A 25,099-nucleotide genomic window follows, 5' to 3' on the forward strand; every position below is an offset into this window, starting at 1 on the left:
CCAAGTGAATGGATACCCTTGTGCCAAGCTAAGGAGGATTTCCATGACCAGAACCGCACTTATTCTGGGCGCTACAGGCCGATTTGGCCGCAATGCTGCCGAGCAATTTTGGACCGCCGGGTGGACCGTCAAAACCTTTGATCGCAAACGCGACAGTCTGAACCTGGCTGCTCAAGGTGTCGATGTGATCGTGAATGGCTGGAACCCGGCCTATCCCGATTGGGCCAAGCAGGTACCCCGGCTGCATGCGCAAGTGATCGAGGCGGCGCGACTGAGCAATGCCACCGTGTTTGTTCCGGGCAACATCTATGTCTTTGGCGCCGACACACCCGCGCCTTGGTCTGAGGCCACACCGCACCAGGCGCAGAACCCGCTGGGGCGCATTCGGGTTGAGATGGAGCGCGCCTATGCCGAGTCCGGCGTGCGGACGATCATCTTGCGGGCGGGGGACTTCATCGACACCCAAGCCTCGGGCAATTGGTTCGACATGATCATGGCCAAGAAGCTGTCTAGCGGGCGGTTCGTCTATCCGGGCGATCCCAATATTGATCACAGCTGGGTCTATCTGCCGGACCTGTGTCGCGCCGCGGTGCAACTTGCCGAGATGCGGCATGACCTGCCCCGGTTCTGCGATGTGCCGTTTCCGGGTTACACCGCAAGCGGCTTGGAACTGGCGCAGCATCTGGGCGTCCTCCTGGGTCGTGATGTGGCGATCAAGCGAATGAACTGGTTGCCGATCAAGATGTTGCAGCCGGTCTGGCCGATGGCGCGGTGCTTGGCCGAGATGAGCTATTTGTGGCGCACCGCTCACAGTCTGGATGGGACGCGGTTTCACGAGTTGTTGCCGGAGTTTCAAGAGACGCCGGTGGAGCAAGCATTGGCATCGGCCATTCCGGCTTCACTCCTTGGCGGTCAGGTCAACCCAAACCAAGCGATGGCGGCTGGCACCTAGAGCTGTCTCATGGTCTGGCTCGCCTTTGGCCGGCCAATAGACACCCGAGGCCTGAACGGTCCAATCGCGGGACGGCAGGACGTAATCGACCCGCAACCTGCCGACGCCCTCCCACTCAACCGTGTCAGTGGCATTGGGGCTGCGGTGCCCTTGGTCGGGTGCCTCTGCCGCCCCGTCGCTGGTGGGGGCGGGGTCTTGCAGGCGCGGGTCGTCAAGCAGGCCCTGCACCACCTCGCCATAGCCGTCACTGTCCCAAGGGTCCAGATTGGTGCCGCCCAGCAGAACGAAGCGGTTTTGCGGGGCAAGGCCAAGTGTGCCGTCCAGAAGCAGCGTCCAAAAGCGGTTTTCGTCCCGGTTGCGCAGCCCGTTGCGATCCTCAGGCCCGTCGAACACGGGCGGTCCGGCCTGGGATGTCAGCAGGTGAATGCGACCCACAGGGGTTTCAATCGGCACGACCCAATGCCCGGCAGAGGACAGGCGTTGTATGTCTTGCGCAGCTTGGGACGGGAAGGGGGCGCTATTGCGTTGGGGCAGACGCGCGCCAGGGAGGTCTTTCCACAGAAGTGTCGAGAAATCCTGCACTTCGGCGTGGTCAATGGGATAGCGCGACAGGATGACCATGCCGTTTTGACCTGTGAATTTGCCATACCCTTGGGCGTCCCCCGGTCCGCCCAGGCGACCGTCTCCGTCCAGATCCAGATCAGTCATCATCCCGCTGTTGGGTTTCAAGGCCAGCCGGTGGGGGTAGGGGGAGCTGGCGTCGGCCAAGGCACTGGCCAGAGCATCCAGCGTCAGCCCGTCATGATCCCAATCCACGCCCTGTAGGGCCAGAATATCGGGTGAGGTTTCGCCTATGACCGCTACAACATCGGCAATCTGTTTGTCCTTGCCCTTTTGCAGATCGCGTAGCAGCAGGCCGGGGCCATCGCGAGACAGTTCTGTGTTGAAACTTGCTATACGCAGGGGCTCGGCTGTGGCTATGCTCGGCAACAGGGCCAGCACAAGCAGCAGCCACCTCATGCGGTTTGCACGGCCTCGGCGTTGGCATAGGCGCGACGGCGCTTTTCTTCGATCAGGTCCGAAACGCGCAGCATCGCCATGCCACGCATGATCATCGAGGCGGGCAGGAAAGCCCATGCGCTCATTGTCCAAATCAGCGTTTGCGGGTTGTCGAGCATAATCGGGTTGACCAAATCGGACGTCGCCTTGACCAGCGCGGGGATGAAGAACGGTAGCAACACGCCCAGGACCACGTTGATCCGACCATCGCGTTGCAGGCGCGAGACCACGTCACCGCCAGTGGTTGGGTCAAACAGCGGCAGATTGATCCAAACATTGAACGCGCCGTTTCCAATCGGCCAGCCACGTACCCGGATGGCGATATAGAATGCAGCAACAGTGGCAAGCGCCACAACGTAAGACACGCCCGCCGCAATGCGTACTGAATTGACGGTGTTCAAAGTCGCATGGTCTGGCAGCATCAGAACAACCAGGCGAACAGGTGAGAACGGGAAATCAACCAGATGCGCGATCAAAACGCCCATCCCGGCAAACAGCGTGGTGACATTGGTGGGGGCGTATTTGTGTTTGCAGATCAGTGTCAGCAAGACCACCATCGACATCAGCGCGATGAACCGCAAGCGGTTCAGGGGCGGGGCATCGCGGAATTCGATAAAGCTGGGAAAGGTCGAGTTGTACTCGGCAAAAGTCAGCACGAATGCAAGGATCGCGAGCAGAACCACGATCTCAGGAGAATTCGTTGTATAGCCCGGCAAATACAACGCGGGCGTGACCACCATCAAGGCCACCAATATCCCGCGCAAAGCCGCGCCCGTGATGCGTGCAATCACTGTCCGATCCCTTCAAACTGGACAGGCCGATGCGTTGCCGAGCCTTTGTTCCAACTTGATCAAACCCCGAAGGGTCTGTGCCTCATTTTGGCCCCATTTGTGCCGCCATTTGGTCACCCGCTCAAGTCACCGACCCACGAAATACCTGATTTCAGGCGAAAAGATGGCAAGACTGGTGCGTCTTTGCATCATTGGTGGTGCAGAAATGGGGCAAAGCACCCGGCAGGCACTAAATGTTGTGGAATTTGTGGCGGGGACCGCAAAACGCAAATGGGCCGCATCGAAATGCGGCCCAAGTGATTGGAATCATTGATCTTGATTTGAGACCTGAATCAAACCCAGGGACGGGCTTGTGCGGCCTGTGCTTCGAAGGTGTCGATCGAGCTGGCTTTCTCCATGGTCAGGCCGATGTCATCGAGACCTTCGAGCAGGCAGTGCTTTTTGAACGCGTCCACGTCAAAGGAGAACACCTGACCATCCGAGGTGGTGATTTCCTGCGCTTCCAGATCGATGGTCATACGCGCGTTTTCACCCTTTTCGGCATCCGCCATCAGAACGTCGACCTGTTCCTGGGGCAGGACGATGGGCAGGATGCCGTTCTTGAAGCAGTTGTTGAAGAAGATGTCGGCAAAGCTGGTCGAGATCACACATTTGATGCCGAAATCGGCAATCGCCCAAGGCGCGTGTTCGCGCGACGAACCGCAGCCAAAATTGTCGCCCGCCACCAGAATCTCGGCGCTGCGGTATTGCGGCTTGTTCAGCACGAAATCGGCGATTTCGGTGCCGTCGCGGTTATAACGCATCTCGTCAAACAGGTTCACACCAAAGCCGGTGCGCTGGATCGACTTCAGAAACACCTTGGGGATGATCATGTCAGTGTCGATGTTGACGAGGGGCATGGGAGCCGCGATGCCGTGAAGTTTTTCAAACTTTTCCATTAGAGGTTTCCTTGCTTCTGGTGCTTCAGCCCGCTCAGATCAAAGCCGATCTGATGTGCCGTACGGGCGATGAAGCTGTGTTTTTGAGGTCTGTGTCGTTTGTGATAGAGGCGGACCATCGAGTCATAGAGATGCACCGCCAAAGTGTTTTCGGTCAGCCAGTTGTCCTGGTGACAGTGTCCGCTGAACAGAACGTCGGTCATGACGCCGCGCAACGGGTAGAAGACATCTGGCTTTTGAGCGTGTTTGAGCTCGCCGCATTTGCGAAGTGTGTAAGCAAGGGCCCGTGGGCCAACCGCAGGGCGTCTAAGTTCGAAGGCCCGCAGCAATCGCTTGCCTGGTGGAGCCTTTGCGATCTCAGCCTGGTCTTTTTCGCCGAGCCAAGGCGTAATCCACTCTGGGTCATCAAACCATTCGAGCAGCTTGTTCAGCGCTTTGGATGCCTTTGGAAGACGTAAAACAGCTCCGTTGATCGAACCTGTCGGTTCAAACCCGAAATGGTAGTCGGCAGTCGGCATGGGGCGCACGGCCAACATGTCAGTGTCGATCCAGACCATGTCCGTCTTTTTCAGCAAGTGAAGCCGAAACAGGTCCGACAGCATCGAAGCAGGCGCATCTGCGTGACCGGCCGGGGCCGGGTCCCAGATGTCGGTGATCGGTGCCGTGCGGACCCCGGGTGGAACGGATGGGGCCGTGTCTGCCATGAAAAACAGCACGACCTCATGCCCACGATAGGCATAGCTGGCCAGGCACAGTTTGTGCAGCCAGTTCAGCTCACCTCCAACCCACAGGCTGGCGACGGGCGGCAAGGGCGTACTGAATGACATTCACTACCTTTTTGCGTCTCGTCGGCCTCATGGGTCTGTCCGGTGAACCGGTGTCAGATCAGGCCGATCCGGTGTCCTTTTCGGCGCCGCGCATGAAGAGCGCGGCAAAGAGCAGGCCAAAGCCGTTGAACAGCATCTCGATCCCCAAAAGGATTCCGACCAGGTTCAGCAACCATGCAGGTTCAGCCGCCGCGTTGGTCCAGATGATACCAGCCAGCACGATGGACAGAATGCCTGAGATGAGTGTCGGCCAGAAATACGCGGTGCCGCGCATCTGGAACGACAGGATGACCCGGGCAATACCGCCTGCCATGAACAGGATCAGCACCAGCATCGCGAGCGAGATGGTGCCCTGCAGCGGATGAGCCAGGAATGACCAGCCAAGGAACAGCATAATCGCGCCCATCAGGATGGACAGGATCTTGTTTCCCATACCCTCGACCGTGAAGCCGCCAACCACCTGCAAACCGCCGCTGATCAGCAACAAAATGCCGGTGATCGCGGTTACCGCGATCGAGGCCACGACCGGCGCGCCCAAGATGAACACGCCAAATACGATGGATAGAAGCCCCAGTAGGAGCATTTTCAGCCAGTCACTCATGTCTCTATTCCTCTCAAATATTCATATTTGAGTGGAGCTTATACCAGTTCACGCACGTCTGTCAGCCGTCCTGTAAGTGCCGCAGCGGCAGCCATTGCGGGGCTGACCAGATGGGTGCGGCCCTTATAGCCCTGACGCCCTTCGAAGTTGCGGTTCGAGGTGGCGGCGCAGCGCTCACCTTCAGACAGCTGATCGGGGTTCATGGCCAGGCACATCGAGCAACCTGCCAGACGCCATTCGAAACCGGCCTCGCGGAAGATGTCGGCTAGGCCTTCTTCTTCGGCTTGGGCGCGGACAAGGCCAGACCCCGGAACGATCATGGCGCGCATGCCGTCCTTGATTTTCTTGCCTTTGACCACTTCGGCCACGGCGCGGAAATCTTCGATGCGGCCATTGGTGCACGAGCCGATGAACACGGTGTCGATTTCGATGTCGGTCAGTTTCTGACCCGGTGTCAGGCCCATGTATTCGATCGAGCGACGGGCCGCTTCGACCTTGCCGCCCTCGAAATCCTCGGGCGAGGGGACAACGCCGGTGATCGGCAGCACGTCTTCGGGCGAGGTGCCCCAGGTGACGACGGGCTGGATGTCTTCGCCTTTGAGCGTGACAACCTTGTCGAAATGCGCGCCCTCGTCGGTGAAGAGTGTCTTCCACCAGTCAAGCGCGGCTTCCCACTGAGCGCCTTTGGGAGCGTGCGGGCGACCCTGGACATAATCGTATGTGGTCTGGTCCGGCGCGATCAGGCCGGCGCGTGCGCCCCCTTCGATGGCCATGTTGCAGACGGTCATGCGGCCTTCCATCGACAGGTCGCGGATCGCTTCGCCGCAATATTCGATGACGTAACCGGTGCCGCCGCCAGTGCCGGTTTCGCCGATTACGGCCAGAGTGATGTCCTTGGCGGTCACGCCCGGCTTCAGTTTGCCAGTGATTTCCACCTTCATGTTCTTGGACTTTTTTTGGATCAGCGTCTGGGTGGCCAGAACGTGTTCAACCTCGGATGTGCCGATGCCATGCGCCAGCGCGCCAAAGGCACCATGGGTGGCGGTGTGGCTGTCGCCGCAGACCACGGTCATGCCGGGCAGGGTCCAGCCCTGTTCCGGGCCGACGATGTGCACGATGCCCTGACGGACGTCGTTCATCGGGTAATAGTGGATGCCGAATTCCTTGGCATTGGTGTCAAGCGCCTGGACCTGGATGCGGCTTTCCTCGGTCATCTGGCTCGGATCTTCGCGGCCTGCTGTGGTCGGCACGTTGTGGTCCGGAACGGCAATGGTCTTTTCCGGTGCGCGTACCTTGCGGCCGGTCATGCGCAGACCCTCGAACGCCTGCGGGCTGGTCACTTCGTGCACCAGGTGGCGGTCGATATACAGAAGGGTTGTGCCGTCTTCGGCCTCATGCGCGACATGCGCATCCCAGATTTTGTCATAGAGTGTCTTGGGGGACATCGGTCCTCTCCCGTGGTTTGGAAATAGCTGGCAATGTGGTGGCTGGTCGCCGCTTATAGGCGGGCCAGAACCGTGCGGGCAGCCCCAAAGAACCGCTCGCGCAGGCGGGCGCGGTCTTGCAGATAGATGCATGAGGCATAAACGGGTGTCATGTGCCCCAGATACAGGCGCAAAGTGAGTCTATCAAGGTCTGCTGTGGTTTCGCGGTGCCGTGAGGGCACAGCTGCGTGAGCTCACTATCTGCGTTCATTGAATTGTCATCTGGGCGTTGTTACCTTAAATGCACCCGGCGCCGGAATTCCCCGGCGGGAATCGGGTGAAAACCAAATGTGCGAAACAAAGGAGGACAATGTCCTGTCAACGCATGCAGAGGTGGTCAAAACCACCGATGGCCAGGCCGCAGTGATGGCCGGGTCCCAACTCACCAGCGAAAAGCTGCTTGAGCGTATCCTTTCTTCTCTTAACGATGACAAGGCCGAAGATGTTGTGCAGATCGACCTGCGCGGCAAGACCGAGATTGGTGATTACATGATCATCGCATCAGGTCGTTCGACGCGTCAGGTGTCGTCGATGGCTGAGAAGCTGACAGACCGCATCAAGCAGGAGTTCGGGTTCACCTCGAAGGTCGAAGGCAAGGATGCCGGCGACTGGGTTCTCATCGACACGGGCGATGTGGTTGTGCACATCTTCCGCCCAGAGGTGCGCGAATTCTACCAGCTGGAAAAGATGTGGCTGCCGCAAGGTAGCAGCGCCTCGGCGAACTGAGGCGCTTTCGCCCCTGAGTGTTTGGGGCGGGTGACACATCATGCGTATCAGCATTTGCGTGGTCGGCCGCTTGCGGGCCGGACCCGAGAAAACCCTCATTGACGATTATCTGACCCGGTTCGACCGGACAGGGCGGGCGCTTGGCCTTGGCCCTGCGCGGGTGATCGAGGTTGAGGATAAGAAAAACGCAGGTGTGGGGGCCGAGGCTGCGTTGCTGCGCAAGGCGCTGCCGAAGGGGGCGGTGATCTGCACACTCGATGAGCGCGGCAAAGTTCTGTCATCGCCCGATTTTGCCGGACAGCTTGGCAAGTGGCGCGATGCCGGGCGGCAGGATCTGGCTCTGGTCGTCGGGGGGGCGGACGGGATCGACCCGTCGCTGCGCGCCGAGGCGGATTTTTCGATCTCGTTCGGCAAGATGGTCTGGCCGCATATGTTGGTGCGGGTGATGCTGACCGAGCAGCTCTATCGTGCCGCGACAATTCTGGCGGGCGGGCCGTATCACCGAACCTAGGGCAGGTCGATGACGGTCGATTCCTCTGCCCATCCCCCAACCGAATCGCGGGCGCGGATTTGCACCTGTTTTGTGCCTGTGGGAATCTTCACCCCACTCAGCGACCGGGTGAACGGTTGCTCGTCCACATGTGGGTGATGCAACACCCGCATCCCCAGCTCCTTGCCGTCCATGTCCAAAACCTGCCATCCGTCGGCATAGTCGTCCCAGCCTGTATCTGGGTGGCGAATGGTGACGTCGAATCGCCAAGTGTCGCCGCTGGCGCGGGCCGTGACTTTTTCGACAACAGGCGCGTCGGCTAGAGCGGGTGCAGCCAGAAACAGGGCGGGGATCAGATATCTCATGCGCGAAGCTTATCGTGAATTCGATGAGGGTTCAGGTCACGTCTGTGTGTTTGGGGGCAGCTTGAGCAGAACCCCGCGCGAATGCGAGGCGAACTCGCGTCGATAGAGAATGGCAAGCGTCGCGGCAGTGGCCAAAAGCAGCGCCACAGGCCCCAGCATCCAGGCGGTAGAGGCCAGCGCGAAATAGATCGTGCGGAGCGCCTTGTTGAAGCTGCGCGCGGCCGTGATCGAAATATCGGCGGCTTGGGCTGCCCGGGGATGGGCGTGGACATCGTCGGGGTCGTTTGGAACGGCCGCCATCAACACCGCGCAATAGCCAAACAGACGGTGAGACCAGACAAATTTAAGGAAGGCGTTGGACAAAAGAAGCAGCGCAATCAGGATCTTGATCTCCCACACCATGGCGGGAGCACTGCCAATGGCCAGATCTTCGGCAACGCCTGCCAGGCTTTCGGTATTGCCAAACAGCGCGAGCGCACCACCGATCGCGATCATCGAGGTTGAGGCAAAGAAGGATGTGCTTTGACGCATGTTGCCCACCAGTTGCGCGTCGAAAACGCGCGGCTGCCGTGTCACCATTTGCGTCATCCAGTCGCGCCGAAACGCGTCCATCAACGCCGAGACCGAAGGTTTGCTCGGGGTTGGGTTTTCGATCCGCCACCCAATCCAAAGCCATCCGGCAATCAGGCAGGTCACGGCCACATAATCCAGCGGCGAAAACAACAGGGCGCGGTCAATCCAGGTCATGGCGCGACCCTACGACTTACCAGTTGGACTTGCCAGATCGCATAATTGGTAATATTATTTTACCAACTGGAGGATCCCTTATGGAAATGCCCACACCCAACGCGGCCGTTCTGGCGCGTAAGGCACGGCTGGTTGAGCGGTTGCAGCGTGTGTTGCCCGAAGATGCCGTCATTCATGACGAGGCAGAGACACGCGCCTATGAGTGCGACGCGTTGACAGCCTACAAGTGTCCGCCAATGTTGGCGGTGCTTCCAGCCTCGACCCAAGAGGTGTCGGGCGTCCTGCGCATCTGCCACGAAGAAGGCGTGCCGGTGGTGCCGCGTGGCTCGGGCACGTCGCTGGCCGGTGGGGCGCTGCCGACGGCGGATAGTGTGATCCTGGGCGTGGCGCGGATGAATGACGTTCTGGAAACCGACTATGCCAACCGGATCATCCGGGTGCAGTCAGGACGCACCAACCTGAGCGTCACCGGCGCAGTTGAGGAAGAGGATTTCTTTTACGCCCCCGACCCCTCGTCACAGCTGGCCTGCGCCATTGCCGGGAATGTGGCGATGAACTCGGGCGGGGCGCATTGTCTGAAGTATGGTGTGACCACCAACAATCTGTTGGGCGTGACTATGGTGATGATGGACGGAACCGTGGTCGAAATTGGTGGCGGGCATCTGGACGCTGGCGGTTTGGACCTGCTGGGCGTCATTTGTGGCTCCGAAGGGCAGCTGGGTGTCGTTACCGAGGCCACCTTGCGGATTCTGCGCAAACCCGAAGGCGCACGGCCTGTTCTGATCGCGTTTGACGACAATGAGGTTGCAGGTCATTGCGTCAGCGACATCATCAAGTCAGGCATCCTGCCTGTGGCGATCGAGTTTATGGATACGCTATGCATTCAAGCCTGCGAGAACTTTGCCAAAGCAGGCTATCCCGATTGTCACGCCTTGCTGATTGTCGAGGTCGAGGGCTCTGAGGCCGAGATCGACTATCAGCTGTCTAAGATCGTTGAGATCGCCAAGCGCCACAACCCGGTTGAATTGCGCGAAAGCCAGTCGGCGGAAGAAAGCGCCAAGATCTGGCTGGGGCGCAAATCGGCCTTTGGTGCCATGGGGCAGATGAACGATTACATGTGTCTGGACGGTACAATCCCGGTGTCGTCGCTGCCCATGGTCCTGCGCAGGATTGGTGAGCTGAGCGAACAGTACGGCCTGCCGGTGGGCAACGTGTTCCACGCGGGCGACGGCAACATGCACCCGCTGATCCTGTTTGATGCGAACAAGCCAGGTGATCTGGAACTCTGTGAAGAGTTCGGCGCCGAGATTCTGAAGCTCTGTGTCGATGCGGGTGGCTGTCTGACCGGCGAGCATGGGGTAGGCGTCGAAAAGCGCGATCTGATGCTGCATCAGTACACGGCCGAAGATCTGGAAGCGCAAATGGCGGTGAAGGACGTGTTTGATCCGGCCTGGCTGCTCAACCCGGCGAAGGTGTTCCCCCTGTCGGTGACGGAAACGCGGCGCGAGGCAAAGATCGCGGCCGAGTAATCAAGGCGTTGATGGGGGCTTTGCCCCAAAATCCCCAGAGTATTTTGGAAAAGATGAAATGAGACCAGAGACCGAGGGCCAGCTGGCCGAGATCGTGGCCGGATTGAATGAGCCTGTGCGGATTGTGGGCGGCGGCACGCGGGGTGTTACCGGGCCAGGAGCCGAGTTGAGTGTGGCTGGGCTTAGCGGCATCGAGCTGTATGAGCCGGGCGCTTTGACGCTGGTGGCCAAGGCCGGCACGCCGGTGGCCGAGATCGAGGCGGCACTGGCTGCCGAAGGTCAGCGGTTGGCGTTTGAGCCGATGGACCATCGCGGGGTGTTGGGCACAACAGGTGAGCCGACGATTGGCGGGGTTGTGGCCGCCAATGTATCGGGCCCGCGCCGGGTGCAGGCGGGGGCGTGCCGCGATTTCCTGTTGGGGGTTCGCTATGTCGACGGGTCGGGGCAGGTGATCAAGAATGGTGGCCGAGTGATGAAGAACGTCACCGGCTATGATCTGGTCAAGCTGATGGCCGGGTCTTGGGGCACTTTGGGTGTGTTGTCCGAAGTGTCGCTAAAAGTGCTGCCCAAGCCCGAAACAGTTGCGACGTTGGTTTGGCATGGATGTGGATGGACCGCTGCGAGTAAAATTTTCTCGGACGCGCTGACCTCACCTTATGAAGTTTCTGGGGCTGCGCGGTTGCCTGAACCCAAGACGGATCCGAACGGGGTCTCAAGAACTCTTGTTCGTGTGGAGGGTTTTGAAGATTCCGTGAAGTATCGGGTGAGTAAGTTGCTCGAATTGTTTTCGGATCTGAAGCCAGATCAGGTCGTTTCGGAGTCCGAAGAAAACCAGCTACTTTGGCGTTCTGTCCGGGATGTAACGCCTTTTTCCGGTCGATCCGGAAATATCTGGAAGACATCCATAAAGCCGACGGACCTGCTTCGGGTGGCTGGAACTTGGGATTTTGAACACATCTTGGATTGGGGTGGTGGTCTGATTTGGACACTTGCACCCGAGGGCGTCGACCTGCGGGCAAAGCTTGGCAAACTCGATGGGCACGTCAGCCTTGTGCGTGCAGGTATGAATGATTTCGAAGCATTTGGGCGGTTCCACCCTGAACCCGTACCGCTGGCAGCGATTAGCGCGCAGTTGCGGCAGCGGTTTGATCCGCGTGGGCTCTTTAATCCGGGACTGATGGGGTAAGACATGCAGACGACATTTACGCCAGAGCAGTTGCAGGACCCTGCGATCCAGCGCTCGAACGAGATTTTGAGGTCTTGCGTGCATTGCGGGTTCTGCACCGCGACATGCCCCACCTATCAGGTGCTGGGGGATGAATTGGACAGTCCGCGGGGGCGGATTTATCTGATCAAGGACATGCTGGAAAACAACCGCGTGCCGGATGAGAAGGTGGTCAAACATGTTGACCGTTGCCTGTCCTGTCTGGCCTGTATGAGCACCTGTCCGTCGGGTGTGCACTACATGCATCTGGTGGACCACGCGCGAGAGTACATCGAGGACAACTACAAACGGCCCCTGTCGGATCGGGCGTTGCGCTGGGTGCTTGCGCAGATCCTGCCCTATCCCACCCGGTTCCGGTTGGCGCTGTTGGGGGCGAAGATCGGGCGGCCGTTGCGGGGGCTGATGCCGGACGCGCGGCTGCGGGCGATGTTGGACATGGCGCCCAAGACGATCCCGCCGGTCAGTCGCAATGACGATCCACAGAGTTTTGCGCCTGTTGAGCCGCGCAAGAAGCGGGTGGCGCTGATGACAGGCTGTGCACAGAAGGCGCTGAACACCGACATCAACGACGCCACGATCCGGCTGCTGACGAGGTTGGGGTGTGAGGTTGTGGTGGCCGAGGGTGCGGGGTGTTGCGGTGCTCTGACCCATCACATGGGCAAGACGGCTGAGAGCCACAAAACCGCTGCCAAAAACATCCACGCCTGGGTGGCTGAGATGGATGGCAAAGGGCTGGATGCGATTGTAATCAATACCTCTGGTTGCGGCACCACGGTCAAGGACTATGGCCACATGTTCCGCAATGACCCACTGGCCGAAGATGCCGCACGGGTGTCGGGGATCGCTATGGATATCAGCGAGCTGTTGATGCAGCTGGACTTGCCGCAAGGCGAGGACAAGGGGCTGACCGTGGCCTATCATGCGGCTTGTTCATTGCAACACGGGCAGCAGATCAAGACGCATCCCAAGACCTTGCTGAAGCGGGCCGGGTTCAAAGTCGTGGAGCCTGCGGATTCGCATCTGTGTTGCGGCAGCGCGGGCACCTACAACTTGATGCAGCCCGAGATTTCCGGGCAGCTCAAGGCGCGCAAAGTGCGGACGCTGGAGGCCAAGAAGCCTGATCTGATCGCCGCGGGAAACATTGGGTGCATGATGCAGATTGGATCGGGGACCGAGGTGCCGATTGTGCACACGGTCGAGTTACTCGATTGGGCGACCGGCGGTCCGCAGCCGCCTGCGATGACCGCGCCGGGCAAACGCGCACCCGAGGTGCCGATCTTGCGTTGACTTGCCGCGCTCTTCTGGGCTGCTAGGGTGCCCGTCAACAGCTCGTAACAAAGTGAGGCGCAGATGGGGAACCCGGCGGGAATTGACCAAGACAGACTGCTGGAGCCGCATGATTGGACGTTTCCCGTTCCCATCGCCTATGGTCCTGGGCGTCTGTCCGAAATCGGCGCGCGTTGCGCCGCGCTGGGCGCAAGCAACCCGTTGATCGTGACGGACCGGGGCAGTCGTGACCTGCCGTTCATTGCAGAGCTGAGCGGGTATCTTTCAGCCGCCGGTCTGGAGAGTCAGGTCTTTTCCGAGATCTCTCCCAACCCCCGGGGTGACGAGATCGGCGCGGGGTGTAATGTCTTTCGCGCCGGGAAACATGACGCCATCATCGCCATTGGCGGTGGCAGCGCGATGGATGGGGGCAAGGCGATTTGCCTGACCGCCAACAATGACATCGACCTATGGGCGTTTGAATTTGAACAGCCCGTGCCGGACGTGCCTGCCGATCAACCCTTTCCCACGTTGATCACCATTCCGACAACCGCCGGAACCGGGGCCGAGACCGAGAGTACGGCGATGGTTACGCATGTCGAAAAGGGCATGAAGTTCTGCATCTGGCATCCCGATCTGAAACCGGCGCTGGCCCTGTTGGACCCGGTGCTGACGGTTGGTCTGCCGCCGCATCTGACCGCGTGGACCGGGGTCGATGCGATGACCCACGCGATCGAGGCCTATTGCGTGCCTGAATTTCATCCGCTGTGCGATGGCCTGGCGTTGGAAGCGTTGGCCCTGATTTCGCAATGGTTGCCGGTGGCCTACCGCGAGCCCGACAACATGGCGGCGCGGGGTGGGATGCTGGTTGGGTCCTGTCTGGCCGGGATCGCCTTTTTGAAAGGGCTGGGGATGGTGCATGCGATCTCGCACATGGTGGGGGCCGAGTATGACACTCAGCACGGGTTGACGAATGCGATCATCCTGCCGGTGGTGATGCGGTTCAATTTGCCCGATATGGAGGTCAAGACGCGGCGCATGGCTGAGGCGATGCAGGTTGCCGATGGCCGTCCGGTCGGGTTGGTCATGGCGGTCGAGCGCGTTTTGGACGATTTGGAGATCCCGAAATCCCTGGCCGAGATTGGCGTGCCTTTGGACTGCGTTGAAAGAATTGCAGAAAAATCGCTGCACGACAGTGCTGCGGGAACCAATCCCGTAGCCGTTGACCTGAACACCGCGCGCCAGTTGGTCGAACAGGCGATCCGAAAGGCCAGATAAGCGCGCAAAAGCGATCCCAAGTTGCCGCAGGTGTGCCCTAATTTCGCCCCACCGCGCTCCTACCAATCTGAGACAACTCAAGTCCCGGAGGTTTGCGTGCGCACCCTATTGAAAACCCTTGTTCTGGCCCTGATGCCATGTGCGGCAGCGGCCGAGGATGCGCACCTGCAGCGACTGGATACCACCCATTCGGGACGCGACTGGGAGGCGGTTGGCCGTCTGGACATCAACGGTACCGGTTTCTGCACGGGTGCGTTGATCGCACCTGATCTGGTGCTGACGGCGGCGCATTGTCTGTTCAACAAATCCACCAAGGGCCGCATCGACGCTGAGCAGATCGAGTTTCTGGCTGGCTGGCGCAATGGGCGCGCCTCGGCCTATCGTTACGTCCGCCGCGCGGTGATCCATCCAGATTACGTCTATGACGGCGCGGTCTCGACCGAACGTGTGCGCAATGATGTCGCCCTGCTGGAGCTGCAGCGCCCGATCCGAAACACGACCGTTGTGCCGTTCCAGACTGGAAAACGTCCGACGCGAGGCGAGGATGTGGGCGTCGTGTCCTACGCGCAAAGCCGGTCCGAGGCGCCATCGTTGCAAGAAGTGTGCTCGGTCATGGCGCAGCAACAGGGCATTCTGGTGATGTCGTGTGATGTGGACTTCGGATCATCCGGAGCGCCGATCTTTTCTTTCTCGGGGCAGGAGCCGCGCATTGTGTCGGTGGTCTCGGCCAAGGCCGAGGTGCAGGGCGACCGGGTCGCTTTGGGCACGGCGCTTGAGGAATCTCTGGTGCTGCTCAGGGCACAATTGGCATCCGGACAGGGATTCAACCAAGCCCCGCCACCCTCGACCAACCGCATTCAGGTTGGTCAAGGACGTCGCGAGATGGGCGCAAAGTTCGTGAAACCATGAAGGGTTTGATTGCACTGATCCTTGGGGTTGCGATGGGTGGAATGGCCCAGGCACAGAACACAGGTTTGGTGCGTTTGACGGATCGTGAGGATGTTCTTGGCTGGGAGGCCGTGGGGCGTCTGGATTTGGCAGGCAAGGGGTTTTGTACCGGAACCCTGATTGCGCCTGATCTGGTGCTGACGGCTGCGCATTGCGCCTTTGATAAATCGACAGGCGCGCATTACCCGGTAGACGAGATCGTGTTTCGCGCAGGTCTGCGTGATGGTCAGGCGATTGCGGAACGTCGCGTGCGCCAGATTGCGACCCATCCCGATTTTGTAGCCAACCAACCACCGTCGGCCGAGCGCGTGCGTGTCGACGTTGCATTGATGCGATTGGCCGAGCCGATCACGGTGGCGCAGGCCGATCCGTTCGTTTTGCATTCGGGGAACCTGGACGGGCTCGAAGTCAGTGTTTCGTCTTATGGTCGGGGACGCGCTGAGGCAATTTCGCGTCAGCGATCGTGTCAGGTGCTGCATCGGGCCGAGGGGCTTTTAGCCTTTGACTGCAACGTCACCTTTGGGTCGTCCGGGTCTGCGGTTTTTGCGCAAGTGGGCAACCGGGGACTTATTCTGTCTGTGGTGTCCGCCATGTCGCAGGCGCAGGGGCGCAAGGTGGCATGGGGTATGGAACTACCTGATATGGTTTCATATTTGAAACAGCGGTTGCGGGTTGAAGCCGCCGTGCCGAAGGCGAGTGTTCGTCGAGTGCAGGTCGGGTCGAGCCGCAATTCGACAGGCGCCAAATTCGTCCGACCTTAAGTTCGACGCCGGGTCTTGAAACCCGATTTCCAACATCCCATCTGAATTTTACCGGACCGCCTGAGACAGGGGTTCGGTGGAAAACAACCGCCCGTCCAGTTGGAGGGCAACAGAGTTAATTCGCTCAAGAGATGAGGATGACGACCTATGCGTAGTTTTGATTTTGCACCGCTGCACCGTGCCAGCATCGGCTTTGACCAGATTGCGGACCTGATGGACCGGGTTCTGACCAACGACGTGGCACAGCCCAGCTACCCCCCCTACAACATCGAGAAAACCGCCGTTGATGCCTATCGTATTTCGATTGCCGTGGCTGGGTTTTCGGATGCCGACCTGTCGGTCGAGATGAAAGAAAATTCGCTGGTTGTGTCGGCCAAGAAGGCCGCGGACGAAACCGAGCGCACCTATCTGCACCGTGGCATCGCCACCCGCGCGTTTGAGCGTCGGTTCACCCTGGCAGACCATGTGCGCGTGACCGGCGCCAGCCACACGGACGGGATGCTGCACATTGAGTTGCAGCGCGAAGTGCCCGAAGCCCTGAAACCGCGTCGGATCGAGATCGCATCCGGTACATCGGTTGAGCAGGAGCTGGTGGACGCCAAGCCCGTCAACTGAAGAAACCTCCCACCCCTCGCGTCCATTGCGGAATTCGGGCGCGAGGGGGCCAAGACTGCGCGTCGTGTTTCACACAAGATGCGCGTGATAACCGCTCCCTCCCTCGGTTATCCTGCCCCGTGCCACAGTGGTGCGGGGTTTGGCATTTTCGGGGGGCTCCCGCCCCCTTGGCGCCTTTCTGGCGAAAGACCCCTCGGGGTTGGGCCGGGCGCCGCGCTGACGCGCGGCGCGGTTGTGTTCCGTCGCAGGTGTCAGGGGCTTGTCTCAAGGACGGTTGGCCGCGATGGCAAGGCCGTCGGCGACGGCGGTGAAGACCTCGGTAAAGCTGTGTTCGGCTTCGGGTAAAAGAGCCTGCATCGCTTGAGGCACCAACGACATCAGGCTGGAGCCGCCAACATAGATCACGTGACCCACGTCGCCCGGCGCGCAGTCGGCCATGTGCAGCGTGTCGCGGGCACCGGCGTAGAGCGCGGTCGAGAAGGCGGCCAAACTGCGGGATATGTCGAGGGCATCCAATGGCGCAGCAAGGGCATGTTCGATCATGTCCAGAGAAATGTGCGCCTGTACAACTTCGGCCTTGTTGGCGTCGATCTTGCCGCGTTCGACGGCAAAGGCCAGATCGTGGCCCAACTCGTCCTTTAGCACGGTCACCAACCGTTGCAGCTTGGCGGGTTCTTCGGCGAGGTTTGCCATGTCGGACGCCATGCGGCGGGTTTGGGCGGTGTAGAGAAAGGGGATCTTTTCCCACGTTGCCAGATCGTTGAAGATCGCATTGGGGGCGGTCAGCAGACCCGCGCCAATGTCCTTGCGCAGCTGGGTGCCTTTGCCAAGCAGGGGCATCACCGTATCGACGTTGATGGCGCGGTCGAAATCGGTGCCGCCGATGCGGATGCCGTGGTTGGCGAGGATCGTAACCTTCCCGCTTGCACCCGTCTCAAACAGGGAAAAGTCGGACGTGCCGCCACCGATGTCGACGATCAGACCGCGACCCAGGGTGGCCCCGCTGGCAATCGCGGCGGCCTCGGGTTCGGCCATGAAGCTCACATTCTTGAACCCAGCTGTAAGGTAGCATTGGCGCAAGTCATCTTCGGCCTGCGCTTCGCGGGTGTCGCCCGGACCGTGGAAGTTGACGGGGCGACCTGAGAGGGCGATTTCAAATGTCAGCCCTGTTTGCGCCTCGGCCCGGGTTTTGATGCGGTTCAGGAAGCGGGCGATGATGTCGACGAAGGTCACGCGCTCGTTCAGGATCTGGCGTTTTTCGTGCATCAGGCCGGTGCCCAGCACACGTTTCAGGGCGCGCATGAACCGCCCCTCGAGCCCGTCGGTCAGGGCGGCGTTGGCGGACGAACCGATCAGGGTTTGGCGTGTGTCGAAGTCAAAGAAAAACGTCGTCGGAAGGGTCTGTTGCCCCGGTTCGATTTCGATCAGATGCGGTTTGCCATCCAGCAGGATGCCTGCCGCCGAGTTGGAGGTTCCGAAATCAATACCCAAAACAGGGCTGTTCTGTGCCATGCCCGACCCCTCTTGCCTGAAACTGGAAAGCGGCCTGTGTAGGCGTGGGCAAAAAGGGCGTCAAGCGGGGAAAGCCTGACGCCCTTTTTCACGCTTTGCGGGATCAGCTGCCGGTCGAGACGTTACCGATGGTGAAGAACATCGTCTCGCCCGAGGCGTCGTCGACCCCGTCGTTGTCGGTGATGATCCAGCCCTGACCTGAGGGCAGAATGGCCAGGCCTTCGACCTTGTCCAGGACATAGCCGCCGGTTGATGTCAGGTCGGGGATCAGGTCGCGGACAAGCTCTTTGCTGACCACAGGCAGCGTGCCGCCGAGGGGCGCGGGGACCATTTCGGTCAGTGGGATGCGATAGACTTTTTTGGTGACGGCGCGATGGTCATGCTGGTTGTCGCGCTCGATGACATAGACATGCTCGCCGTGTGTCACGATTTCCGACAGGCCGACCCAACCGGTGTCCGGCGCGGCCTTGGGGTAGTGCACAGCGCCCCATTCCTGGGTTTCCAGATTGTAGGCCACCAGTTTCACATGGTGGGCCGGGTCGTCTTTCCATTCCCGCTGCACGGCCATCCACAGGGTGTCGCCGACTTTGGTGATGCCTTCGAACCCAAAGCGTTTCTCTACCGCCATCAACTCGGGTGGAAGGCCGATCTCGCCCTTCTTGGCCTTGATCGAACCGTCTGCCTGCACGTGATAGATCGCATGAAGGATGACGCGGTCGGTGCGCCCCTCAGAAGCGACGTAGAAGCCGCCCTTGCCGTCCAGGGTGATCCCTTCGAGGTCGAGTTTCTGCGCAGGCATGCCGTTGCGGGTGATGCGGATCACGTCGACAATGCGGGCGGGGGACTGGCTGGGGTCGATCTTGAAAATCGAGGGCTGGAAGCCGTAGAAGCTGTCGTTGACCGCATAGATCATGCCGTCCTGATCCGCGACCAGACCAGACAGGGCACCCCAACCGATCAGCTCGTTTGCTCCGGCGGACGTCAGATGCGGATAGTTGGCCGGTGCGTTCTGGTACTCAAAGATCGAGACATGGGCGCGGGGGCCTTTGTCCTCGATCAGGTCCTTTTCGTTGGCTGAAACCAGCAGGCCGCGCTCGGGGATGGCGACGTAGCCCTCGGGGCCGACACCTGACGGCAGCAGCTGTTTCAGAACGGGATTGGTGGGGTCGGTGGCATCATAGACGCCCACGATGGAGGCGCGCTCGGCCCCCACAAAGATCATCGGTGTATCGCCGAAGGTTGCGGCGGTCACGCTTTCAGGCTCCACCCCTTTGCTGTCCGAGCGTTTGTCGGGGTAGTGGCCGATTTCAATGATCGCGTGTTCGAACGAAGTGCCGCTGTCGTAGACGACCGTGCCGTCCTTGGCAAAGATCGTCCAGCCGCGCGAGCCGCCCTGATAGTCGCCTTCGTTGGCGGTGGCGAAATGCTGATCGTCGATCCATTTCACCGCGTCGGGTTCGCGCAACCGGCCCTGTTGGCTCTCGGTGAAAATCAGCGCGCCGCGCTCATCCGTGGCGTCGATACCGGTCAGGTCAACAGCCCCGGCCGAGAAATGGCTGATCACTGTGCCATCTTTGCCTACCACGGCGATGTGGTTGTTTTCCTGCAGGGTGATGACGGTTTCGCCCAGGGCGTTGATGTCGACGAATTCGGGTTCCGGGTCGGTAGAGGCAACTTCGGCCAATCCAGTCAGGTCGACCAGCTTCATACCTGCGCAGTCCAAATCGCCATCTGTCAGCGGAACCATCGCTAGGTTGCCTGCGGGCAATTGCGGGATGATTCCGTCATTCAGGTCCTCGTCGCGTTCGTTTTCGATGGCGACCGAGATAAAGCTGCCATCTGGCGCGGCGGCGATGCTGTCGGGCTGGCCACCCAGATCACAGGCGGCGATCTGGCTTTTGCTGGTCAAGTCGATGGAGACCAGTTTACCCGAAGGCGCGGTGTAGCTTTCGGACGTGTTGACGCCGACAAAGGCGGTTTGGCCAATCACGGCCACGGATGTCGGCTCGCCGCCCAGGTCCAGGTTGCCCAGGGGCGCGGGGTTGGCGGGGTCGGTGATGTCGATCAGGCCGATGCCGCCCAAGGGGCTGTCGGTGTAGACCAGCGTCATGCCATCGGCCGTGGCGGCGATGATCTCGGGCGAGGTTTCGCGGCTGTTGTCCTGACCTTCGTCTATGTTCTGGACCACTGGGAAAGTCGCAATCCGGTTGAAATTCATCTCGGCCAGCGCCGAACCGGCGGTTAGGGCGAGGGCGGAGGTCAGACACATCAGACGTGCGGTCATGCCAGGAATCCTCAATTCATTTGTCAGATGAATGGGGGATGACCGTCAAAGTTGAAGGCTGTGCGACAGTTTTGAATCAGATTTGTGAGAATGAGTTCGTCTCACGGAAACCGATCGTTAATCGTTCGTCGGGATACTGCGGCTCCGCCCAGCAGAAGGCCCAGTTCAATGGACAGCTCTGATATCGCTTTGGTTCAAGCCAGTTTTGCCCGCATCTTCGCGCGGAAAGCCGAATTGACGGATCATTTCTATAAGCATCTGTTTGCCCGGATCCCTGAAGTCGAGTCGTTGTTTCAAGGTGATTTCATCAAGCAGAAAGAGATGTTCACGACCATGCTTGCGTCGACTGTGCGCAGCCTTTCGAATTACGAGTCATTTGAGCAACTGGCCAAGATTCTGGCCAGCAACCATGCGCGATTTCATCTAAGTGAGGCGCATATGCAAAACGCGGCCCAATCGCTTGTGGCCGCGTTGCATGAGGTGATGGAGGGGAAATTGACCCCCGAAGAAGAAGCGGCCTGGACCCGCGCCATCATCAAACTAACGTCGATGATGGTCACGCGCCCTGCCAAAAACGCCGATTAGACCGACATGCAGATGTATTTCATCTCCAGATAGTCCTCGATGCCGTGGTGGCTGCCTTCGCGGCCCAGGCCCGACTGCTTGATGCCGCCAAACGGTGCAACCTCGGTCGAGATGATGCCGGTGTTCACGCCAACGATGCCATATTCCAGCGCCTCAGCGACTTTGTACACGCGGCTCAGGTCCTTGGCATAGAAATACGACGCCAGACCAAAGATGGTGTCGTTGGCCATGGCGATGACGTCATCTTCGTTCTCGAACTTGAAGAGCGGGGCCAGCGGGCCAAAGGTTTCATCCTGGGCAACCATCATGTCCTGAGTCACGCCCGTGACGATGGTGGGCTGGAAGAAGGTGCCGCCCAGATCGTGTGGCAGGCCGCCGCTCAGGACTGCGCCGCCTTTGTCGGTGACGTCCTTGATATGCTCTTCGACCTTGGCGACGGCCTCGGCGTTGATCAGCGGGCCAGTGGTGGTGCCATTGGCCAGGCCATCACCGATTTGCAGCGCCTCGACAGCGGCCTTCAGTTTGGCGGCGAATTCGTCATAGACTCCCGCCTGCACATAGATGCGGTTGGCACAGACACAAGTCTGTCCGTTGTTGCGGAATTTGCACATCATCGCGCCTTCGACGGCGGCGTCCAGGTCGGCATCGTCGAATACGATGAACGGCGCATTGCCGCCCAGTTCCATCGAGCATTTCATGACCTGATCGGCGGCCTGCTTCATTAGGATGCGACCCACTTCGGTCGAACCGGTGAAGGTCAGCTTGCGGATGCCGGGGTTTTCGCAAAATTCCTTGCCGATCTCCGAGGACGACGACGACGGCACAACGTTGAAGACGCCTGCGGGGATGCCTGCACGCTCGGCCAGAACGCCCATGACGATGGCCGAAAGCGGGGTTTCCTTGGCGGGGCGTGCCACAAACGCGCAGCCAGCGGCCAGCGCAGGTGCGGCCTTGCGGGTGATCATCGCGTTGGGGAAGTTCCAAGGTGTGATCGAGGCGGCAACGCCGATGGGCTGTTTAAGTACGGTGATGCGCTTGTCACGCTGGTGGCCCGGGATCGTCTCGCCATAGATGCGCTTGGCTTCTTCGCCGAAGAATTCGATGAAAGACGCGCCATATCCGATTTCGCCCACGGCTTCGGCAAGGGGTTTGCCCTGTTCGGCGGTCAGGATGGTGCCCAGATCCTGCGCGTTCGCCATCATCAGGTCGAACCAGCGGCGCATGATCACGGCGCGTTCCTTGCCGGTCATTGCGGCCCATTCTTTCTGGGCGGCTTCGGCCTGTGCGATGGCACCGGCTACCTGTGCGCGGCTCAGGTCCGCGACCTCGGCGATCACGTCACCGCGGGCGGGATTGGTCACGGCAAAGGTGCCGTTATCGCCATCGACCCACTGACCGCCAATATAGGCTTTGGTCGCCAAGAGCTCGGGGTCCTTGAGCAGCGATTTCAGATCGGTTGTTGCGTCCAGCATGGGTTGGCCTCCGGCTCATAAAGTCGTTTGTGTGCACACAATGCATCTGCGGGTGGGTTTGTCTAGTGCCAAGCCATAAAGGATGAGCAGTCCAGAGTAAAGTGAACGTTCACTCAAGCACCTTTCAGATCGTGTCACGAAAGGGGTTGCACGACTCGTGGGTTCTCGTCAATGTGCGCGCGGGCTCTGGCGATGGCGTCGCCTCATGCAGCATGCATGCGCCCATGTTCTGTCCTGAACGCCAGGACCTTTCTGAAAAGGAGGGTCACACGAATGACCATCACCACACCGCGTCCGGATTTCTACCGTTATCACAACGGGGTAAAGGCACCGCTGCCGTTTGACGACAGCGAGTATGAGGCGCGTCTTGCCGAGCTGCGCGAACGGATGGAAGCCGCGGGAGCCTCGGCAGCCGTGTTCACCTCGATGCACAATATCGCGTATTATTCCGGCTTTCTGTACTGCGCCTTTGGCCGTCCTTACGCGTTGGTCGTGACCGAGACCGAATGCGTCACCATCAGTGCGGGCATTGATGCGGGCCAGCCCTGGCGCCGCTCATATGGTGACAACATCACTTACACCGACTGGCAGCGTGACAATTACTGGCGGGCGATTCTGTCGGTGACCGGCGAGGGGCAGGTGATCGGGTACGAGGGCGATCACCTGACGCTGATGCAGCGCGACAAGATGGAAGATTTTCTGAAACCGATCACCATGGTTGATCTGTTCGAGACGACCATGCGTCAGCGGATGCATAAATCGCCTGCCGAGATTGCTCTGATCCGGCATGGTGCCAATGTGGCTGACGTGGGCGGCTACGCTATCCGCGATGCGGTCAAGGCTGGCGTGCGCGAGATCGATGTGGCGATGGCTGGTCGTGATGCGATGGAGCAGGAGATCGCCAAGCGGTTTCCGGACGCGGAATACCGTGACACCTGGGTCTGGTTCCAATCCGGCATCAACACCGACGGCGCACACAACCCGGTGACGGGCCGCGTTCTGGAGCGTGGTGACATCCTGTCCCTCAACACCTTCCCGATGATCAGCGCCTATTACACCGCGCTGGAACGGACGATGTTTGTCCAAGAGGTTGATCCCGCCTCGCTCAAGATCTGGGAGGCGAACGTGGCCGCGCATGAATACGGTATGTCGCTGCTGAAACCGGGGGTCAGCTGTGCGGACGTCACGCATAAGATCAACGAATTCTTCCAAGAGCGCGATCTGCTGCAATACCGCACGTTTGGCTATGGCCATTCATTTGGCGTGTTGTCGCATTTCTATGGCCGCGAAGCCGGGCTGGAGTTGCGCGAAGACATCGACACGGTGCTGGAGCCGGGGATGGTCATCTCGATGGAACCGATGCTGACCATCGCGGATGGAGAGCCAGGTGCCGGTGGTTACCGCGAGCATGATATCCTGGTGATCACCGAAGACGGCAACGAGAACATCACTGGCTACCCCTATGGGCCTGAATTCAACGTGGTTGGGTAAGGCGGTCAATCAGGAGGGCCGCATCATTGGGTGCGGCCCGATCCATTTTTGGGGTTTGAGCAGATCTCACCCCGCTATGCCCTGTTTCCTAGGGCTTCCTGAAGAAGACGTTTGACCCGTTAGGGTTGTGCGGTTATCGCTGCGGCTATTCTTTTGGACCTTTAGGAACGTATTGATGAAAGTACTGGTTATTGGTGGTTCAGGGTTTGTTGGTCGGGCGCTTATTCCGGCGCTGCTGAATTCAGGCCATGACGTATCGGTTTTGAATCGGGGCAATCAGCGGATAGAGGTTGTCACCCAACTTGTTGCGGATCGCGATGACCCTGCAGCGGTTGGTCTGCATCAGGCTGCGTATGATGTGGTTGTCGACACCAGTGGATACACGAAGCAGCAGGTTGAGATCGCGTTTTCGGCGTTTGGCCCCTCTGCTGGGCGGTGGATTCACCTAAGCAGCGCTGCCGTCTATCGTGAGACGCCTCATCTGCCGACGGAAGATGACCAATTGGGCGGGGCCGAGGTTTGGGGCGAATATGGCGCTGATAAATCTGAGGTGGATGAGTTTCTGACCAAGCGCACAGAATGCCCTATTGCGATTTTGCGGCCACCGTATCTGTATGGCCCGAACAATGCGAATGATCGCGAAACCTTTGTCTGGTCGCGTGTGCTGAGTGGGCGACCTGTGATTGTGCCGGGCGATGGGTCCGCGCAGCTGCAATTTCTTCACGTGCAAGATTTGGCCCGCATCATTGTGCGTTTTGCCGAGACGAATTTTGGCCAGAAGGCAATCTACAACGTGGCCGAGCCGGAAACGATGAACGCTGAAACCTGGGTTCGTAAGGTCGCTGCTGCATCTGGCGAAGGCGTGAGCATCATTCATGCCAGGAACCATGCGGTGGGCATTGCGGCAAGACAGTTCTTTCCCTTCCGCGATTACCCTTGCGCCTTGGATGTAAGCAGGTTTGTCCGCGATTTCAGATGGGATTTCACATTCAGCTTTAATCAGGGGATCGAAAATACATTTCTGAGCTATGACCGGGATGCGTTGGTTGAGGCATCGGCCACTACAGATGGTGAGAAGCGTATTCTGAATACGTGAGCAACTGCGCCAATGAAAAAACCCCGCCAATTTGGCGGGGTTTTCATATTCTGGCAT

25 protein-coding genes are annotated in these 25,099 nt (G+C 59.6%); 13 read left to right on the forward strand and 12 right to left on the reverse strand.

The window, feature by feature from the left end; all coding sequences use genetic code 11:
* The first annotated feature begins 43 nt into the window (after positions 1–43).
* Complete coding sequence (locus tag TRL7639_RS00740) at positions 44–952, forward strand: Rossmann-fold NAD(P)-binding domain-containing protein (protein ID WP_085793907.1); 909 nt, start codon at positions 44–46, stop codon at positions 950–952.
* Here the strand turns inward: TRL7639_RS00740 and TRL7639_RS00745 are convergent.
* The 7 genes from TRL7639_RS00745 to TRL7639_RS00775 form a co-directional block, all read right to left on the reverse strand.
* Complete coding sequence (locus TRL7639_RS00745; RefSeq protein ID WP_085793908.1) at positions 899–1,972, reverse strand: endonuclease/exonuclease/phosphatase family protein; 1,074 nt, start codon at positions 1,970–1,972, stop codon at positions 899–901. The genes TRL7639_RS00740 and TRL7639_RS00745 overlap by 54 nt on opposite strands.
* Positions 1,969–2,802 carry a hypothetical protein gene (locus TRL7639_RS00750; RefSeq protein ID WP_085793909.1) on the reverse strand — a complete coding sequence of 278 codons (834 nt, stop codon included), beginning with the start codon at positions 2,800–2,802 and terminating at the stop codon, positions 1,969–1,971. Before TRL7639_RS00750 ends, TRL7639_RS00745 begins: the two co-directional genes overlap by 4 nt.
* Positions 2,803–3,134: 332 nt before the next feature.
* Positions 3,135–3,740, reverse strand: a complete 606-nt coding sequence (gene leuD / locus TRL7639_RS00755) for a 3-isopropylmalate dehydratase small subunit (RefSeq protein ID WP_085793910.1) — start codon at positions 3,738–3,740, stop codon at positions 3,135–3,137.
* On the reverse strand, positions 3,740–4,567 hold the full coding sequence (locus tag TRL7639_RS00760; protein ID WP_085793911.1) for a hypothetical protein: 828 nt from the start codon (positions 4,565–4,567) through the stop codon (positions 3,740–3,742). The genes leuD and TRL7639_RS00760 overlap by 1 nt, the downstream gene beginning before the upstream one ends.
* Before the next feature lie 58 nt (positions 4,568–4,625).
* On the reverse strand, positions 4,626–5,168 hold the full coding sequence (locus TRL7639_RS00765) for an HdeD family acid-resistance protein (RefSeq protein WP_085793912.1): 543 nt from the start codon (positions 5,166–5,168) through the stop codon (positions 4,626–4,628).
* Positions 5,169–5,206: 38 nt separating this feature from the next.
* Complete coding sequence (leuC, locus tag TRL7639_RS00770; RefSeq protein ID WP_085793913.1) at positions 5,207–6,613, reverse strand: 3-isopropylmalate dehydratase large subunit; 1,407 nt, start codon at positions 6,611–6,613, stop codon at positions 5,207–5,209.
* Positions 6,614–6,666: 53 nt separating this feature from the next.
* On the reverse strand, positions 6,667–6,765 hold the full coding sequence (locus tag TRL7639_RS00775) for an isopropylmalate isomerase (RefSeq protein WP_235820224.1): 99 nt from the start codon (positions 6,763–6,765) through the stop codon (positions 6,667–6,669).
* A gap of 253 nt (positions 6,766–7,018) precedes the next feature.
* Between TRL7639_RS00775 and rsfS the strand changes: the two genes are divergently transcribed.
* Together rsfS and rlmH are read left to right on the forward strand one after the other, a co-directional pair.
* The gene (gene rsfS / locus TRL7639_RS00780) at positions 7,019–7,378 is read left to right on the forward strand and encodes a ribosome silencing factor (protein ID WP_085796193.1); all 360 of its coding nucleotides are present in this window, start codon (positions 7,019–7,021) and stop codon (positions 7,376–7,378) included.
* Positions 7,379–7,418: 40 nt separating this feature from the next.
* Positions 7,419–7,889 (forward strand): 23S rRNA (pseudouridine(1915)-N(3))-methyltransferase RlmH, encoded by a 471-nt coding sequence (gene rlmH / locus TRL7639_RS00785; RefSeq protein ID WP_085793914.1) that lies wholly within the window; start codon positions 7,419–7,421, stop codon positions 7,887–7,889.
* Here the strand turns inward: rlmH and TRL7639_RS00790 are convergent.
* Entirely contained in the window at positions 7,886–8,233 is a 348-nt protein-coding gene (locus tag TRL7639_RS00790; protein WP_085793915.1) for a hypothetical protein, read from the reverse strand. The two genes, rlmH and TRL7639_RS00790, sit on opposite strands and share 4 nt — an antisense overlap.
* Before the next feature lie 36 nt (positions 8,234–8,269).
* Positions 8,270–8,980, reverse strand: a complete 711-nt coding sequence (locus tag TRL7639_RS00795; RefSeq protein ID WP_085793916.1) for a DUF599 domain-containing protein — start codon at positions 8,978–8,980, stop codon at positions 8,270–8,272.
* Positions 8,981–9,060: 80 nt separating this feature from the next.
* On the opposite strand from TRL7639_RS00795, the gene TRL7639_RS00800 reads away from it, so the two are divergent.
* From TRL7639_RS00800 to TRL7639_RS00830, 7 genes are all read left to right on the forward strand, one after another.
* Complete coding sequence (locus TRL7639_RS00800; RefSeq protein WP_085793917.1) at positions 9,061–10,509, forward strand: FAD-linked oxidase C-terminal domain-containing protein; 1,449 nt, start codon at positions 9,061–9,063, stop codon at positions 10,507–10,509.
* Positions 10,510–10,567: 58 nt separating this feature from the next.
* Positions 10,568–11,695 (forward strand): FAD-binding protein, encoded by a 1,128-nt coding sequence (locus tag TRL7639_RS00805; protein ID WP_085793918.1) that lies wholly within the window; start codon positions 10,568–10,570, stop codon positions 11,693–11,695.
* A 3-nt stretch (positions 11,696–11,698) separates the two neighbouring features.
* Positions 11,699–13,021 (forward strand): glycolate oxidase subunit GlcF, encoded by a 1,323-nt coding sequence (gene glcF, locus TRL7639_RS00810; protein ID WP_085793919.1) that lies wholly within the window; start codon positions 11,699–11,701, stop codon positions 13,019–13,021.
* A 63-nt stretch (positions 13,022–13,084) separates the two neighbouring features.
* Positions 13,085–14,278, forward strand: coding sequence for an iron-containing alcohol dehydrogenase (locus TRL7639_RS00815; protein WP_085793920.1), 1,194 nt, complete (start codon positions 13,085–13,087; stop codon positions 14,276–14,278).
* Between the two features lie 96 nt (positions 14,279–14,374).
* Positions 14,375–15,187: a trypsin-like serine peptidase gene (locus tag TRL7639_RS00820; RefSeq protein ID WP_370808703.1), complete on the forward strand. Its 813-nt coding sequence runs from the start codon at positions 14,375–14,377 to the stop codon at positions 15,185–15,187.
* Positions 15,184–15,987 (forward strand): trypsin-like serine peptidase, encoded by an 804-nt coding sequence (locus tag TRL7639_RS00825; protein WP_085793922.1) that lies wholly within the window; start codon positions 15,184–15,186, stop codon positions 15,985–15,987. Before TRL7639_RS00820 ends, TRL7639_RS00825 begins: the two co-directional genes overlap by 4 nt.
* Positions 15,988–16,134: 147 nt before the next feature.
* Entirely contained in the window at positions 16,135–16,602 is a 468-nt protein-coding gene (locus tag TRL7639_RS00830; protein WP_085793923.1) for an Hsp20 family protein, read from the forward strand.
* Between the two features lie 264 nt (positions 16,603–16,866).
* On the opposite strand, the gene TRL7639_RS00835 is transcribed toward TRL7639_RS00830, so the two are convergent.
* Both TRL7639_RS00835 and TRL7639_RS00840 read right to left on the reverse strand, forming a co-directional pair.
* A complete protein-coding gene (locus TRL7639_RS00835) occupies positions 16,867–18,114 on the reverse strand; it encodes an Hsp70 family protein (RefSeq protein ID WP_085793924.1) in 1,248 nt (415 codons plus the stop codon).
* A gap of 103 nt (positions 18,115–18,217) precedes the next feature.
* On the reverse strand, positions 18,218–20,398 hold the full coding sequence (locus tag TRL7639_RS00840) for an esterase-like activity of phytase family protein (protein WP_085793925.1): 2,181 nt from the start codon (positions 20,396–20,398) through the stop codon (positions 18,218–18,220).
* 168 nt (positions 20,399–20,566) lie between these two features.
* On the opposite strand from TRL7639_RS00840, the gene TRL7639_RS00845 reads away from it, so the two are divergent.
* A complete protein-coding gene (locus TRL7639_RS00845) occupies positions 20,567–20,983 on the forward strand; it encodes a globin domain-containing protein (protein ID WP_165759715.1) in 417 nt (138 codons plus the stop codon).
* On the opposite strand, the gene TRL7639_RS00850 is transcribed toward TRL7639_RS00845, so the two are convergent.
* Positions 20,980–22,455: an NAD-dependent succinate-semialdehyde dehydrogenase gene (locus TRL7639_RS00850; RefSeq protein ID WP_085793927.1), complete on the reverse strand. Its 1,476-nt coding sequence runs from the start codon at positions 22,453–22,455 to the stop codon at positions 20,980–20,982. The two genes, TRL7639_RS00845 and TRL7639_RS00850, sit on opposite strands and share 4 nt — an antisense overlap.
* A gap of 273 nt (positions 22,456–22,728) precedes the next feature.
* Between TRL7639_RS00850 and TRL7639_RS00855 the strand changes: the two genes are divergently transcribed.
* Both TRL7639_RS00855 and TRL7639_RS00860 read left to right on the forward strand, forming a co-directional pair.
* A complete protein-coding gene (locus TRL7639_RS00855; RefSeq protein ID WP_085793928.1) occupies positions 22,729–23,946 on the forward strand; it encodes an aminopeptidase P family protein in 1,218 nt (405 codons plus the stop codon).
* A 175-nt stretch (positions 23,947–24,121) separates the two neighbouring features.
* Positions 24,122–25,042, forward strand: coding sequence for an NAD-dependent epimerase/dehydratase family protein (locus tag TRL7639_RS00860; RefSeq protein WP_085793929.1), 921 nt, complete (start codon positions 24,122–24,124; stop codon positions 25,040–25,042).
* Positions 25,043–25,099 lie beyond the last annotated feature (57 nt).

Source organism: Falsiruegeria litorea R37, assembly GCF_900172225.1.
In the GTDB taxonomy this organism is placed as follows: domain Bacteria; phylum Pseudomonadota; class Alphaproteobacteria; order Rhodobacterales; family Rhodobacteraceae; genus Falsiruegeria; species Falsiruegeria litorea.

What these genes read in the sequence shown, in the direction of transcription:
- TRL7639_RS00765 (WP_085793912.1), bottom strand. Translation starts at nt 5,168, where the DNA reads ATGAGTGACTGGCTGAAAATGCTCCTACTGGGGCTTCTATCCATCGTA.
- rlmH (WP_085793914.1), top strand. Translation starts at nt 7,419, where the DNA reads ATGCGTATCAGCATTTGCGTGGTCGGCCGCTTGCGGGCCGGACCCGAG.
- TRL7639_RS00835 (WP_085793924.1), bottom strand. Translation starts at nt 18,114, where the DNA reads ATGGCACAGAACAGCCCTGTTTTGGGTATTGATTTCGGAACCTCCAAC.
- TRL7639_RS00745 (WP_085793908.1), bottom strand. Translation starts at nt 1,972, where the DNA reads ATGAGGTGGCTGCTGCTTGTGCTGGCCCTGTTGCCGAGCATAGCCACA.
- TRL7639_RS00795 (WP_085793916.1), bottom strand. Translation starts at nt 8,980, where the DNA reads ATGACCTGGATTGACCGCGCCCTGTTGTTTTCGCCGCTGGATTATGTG.
- TRL7639_RS00760 (WP_085793911.1), bottom strand. Translation starts at nt 4,567, where the DNA reads ATGTCATTCAGTACGCCCTTGCCGCCCGTCGCCAGCCTGTGGGTTGGA.
- TRL7639_RS00775 (WP_235820224.1), bottom strand. Translation starts at nt 6,765, where the DNA reads ATGACACCCGTTTATGCCTCATGCATCTATCTGCAAGACCGCGCCCGC.
- leuD (WP_085793910.1), bottom strand. Translation starts at nt 3,740, where the DNA reads ATGGAAAAGTTTGAAAAACTTCACGGCATCGCGGCTCCCATGCCCCTC.
- TRL7639_RS00740 (WP_085793907.1), top strand. Translation starts at nt 44, where the DNA reads ATGACCAGAACCGCACTTATTCTGGGCGCTACAGGCCGATTTGGCCGC.
- TRL7639_RS00790 (WP_085793915.1), bottom strand. Translation starts at nt 8,233, where the DNA reads ATGAGATATCTGATCCCCGCCCTGTTTCTGGCTGCACCCGCTCTAGCC.
- TRL7639_RS00830 (WP_085793923.1), top strand. Translation starts at nt 16,135, where the DNA reads ATGCGTAGTTTTGATTTTGCACCGCTGCACCGTGCCAGCATCGGCTTT.
- TRL7639_RS00815 (WP_085793920.1), top strand. Translation starts at nt 13,085, where the DNA reads ATGGGGAACCCGGCGGGAATTGACCAAGACAGACTGCTGGAGCCGCAT.
- TRL7639_RS00850 (WP_085793927.1), bottom strand. Translation starts at nt 22,455, where the DNA reads ATGCTGGACGCAACAACCGATCTGAAATCGCTGCTCAAGGACCCCGAG.
- TRL7639_RS00825 (WP_085793922.1), top strand. Translation starts at nt 15,184, where the DNA reads ATGAAGGGTTTGATTGCACTGATCCTTGGGGTTGCGATGGGTGGAATG.
- TRL7639_RS00845 (WP_165759715.1), top strand. Translation starts at nt 20,567, where the DNA reads ATGGACAGCTCTGATATCGCTTTGGTTCAAGCCAGTTTTGCCCGCATC.
- TRL7639_RS00860 (WP_085793929.1), top strand. Translation starts at nt 24,122, where the DNA reads ATGAAAGTACTGGTTATTGGTGGTTCAGGGTTTGTTGGTCGGGCGCTT.
- TRL7639_RS00840 (WP_085793925.1), bottom strand. Translation starts at nt 20,398, where the DNA reads ATGACCGCACGTCTGATGTGTCTGACCTCCGCCCTCGCCCTAACCGCC.
- TRL7639_RS00805 (WP_085793918.1), top strand. Translation starts at nt 10,568, where the DNA reads ATGAGACCAGAGACCGAGGGCCAGCTGGCCGAGATCGTGGCCGGATTG.
- TRL7639_RS00800 (WP_085793917.1), top strand. Translation starts at nt 9,061, where the DNA reads ATGGAAATGCCCACACCCAACGCGGCCGTTCTGGCGCGTAAGGCACGG.
- TRL7639_RS00855 (WP_085793928.1), top strand. Translation starts at nt 22,729, where the DNA reads ATGACCATCACCACACCGCGTCCGGATTTCTACCGTTATCACAACGGG.
- leuC (WP_085793913.1), bottom strand. Translation starts at nt 6,613, where the DNA reads ATGTCCCCCAAGACACTCTATGACAAAATCTGGGATGCGCATGTCGCG.
- rsfS (WP_085796193.1), top strand. Translation starts at nt 7,019, where the DNA reads ATGGCCGGGTCCCAACTCACCAGCGAAAAGCTGCTTGAGCGTATCCTT.
- glcF (WP_085793919.1), top strand. Translation starts at nt 11,699, where the DNA reads ATGCAGACGACATTTACGCCAGAGCAGTTGCAGGACCCTGCGATCCAG.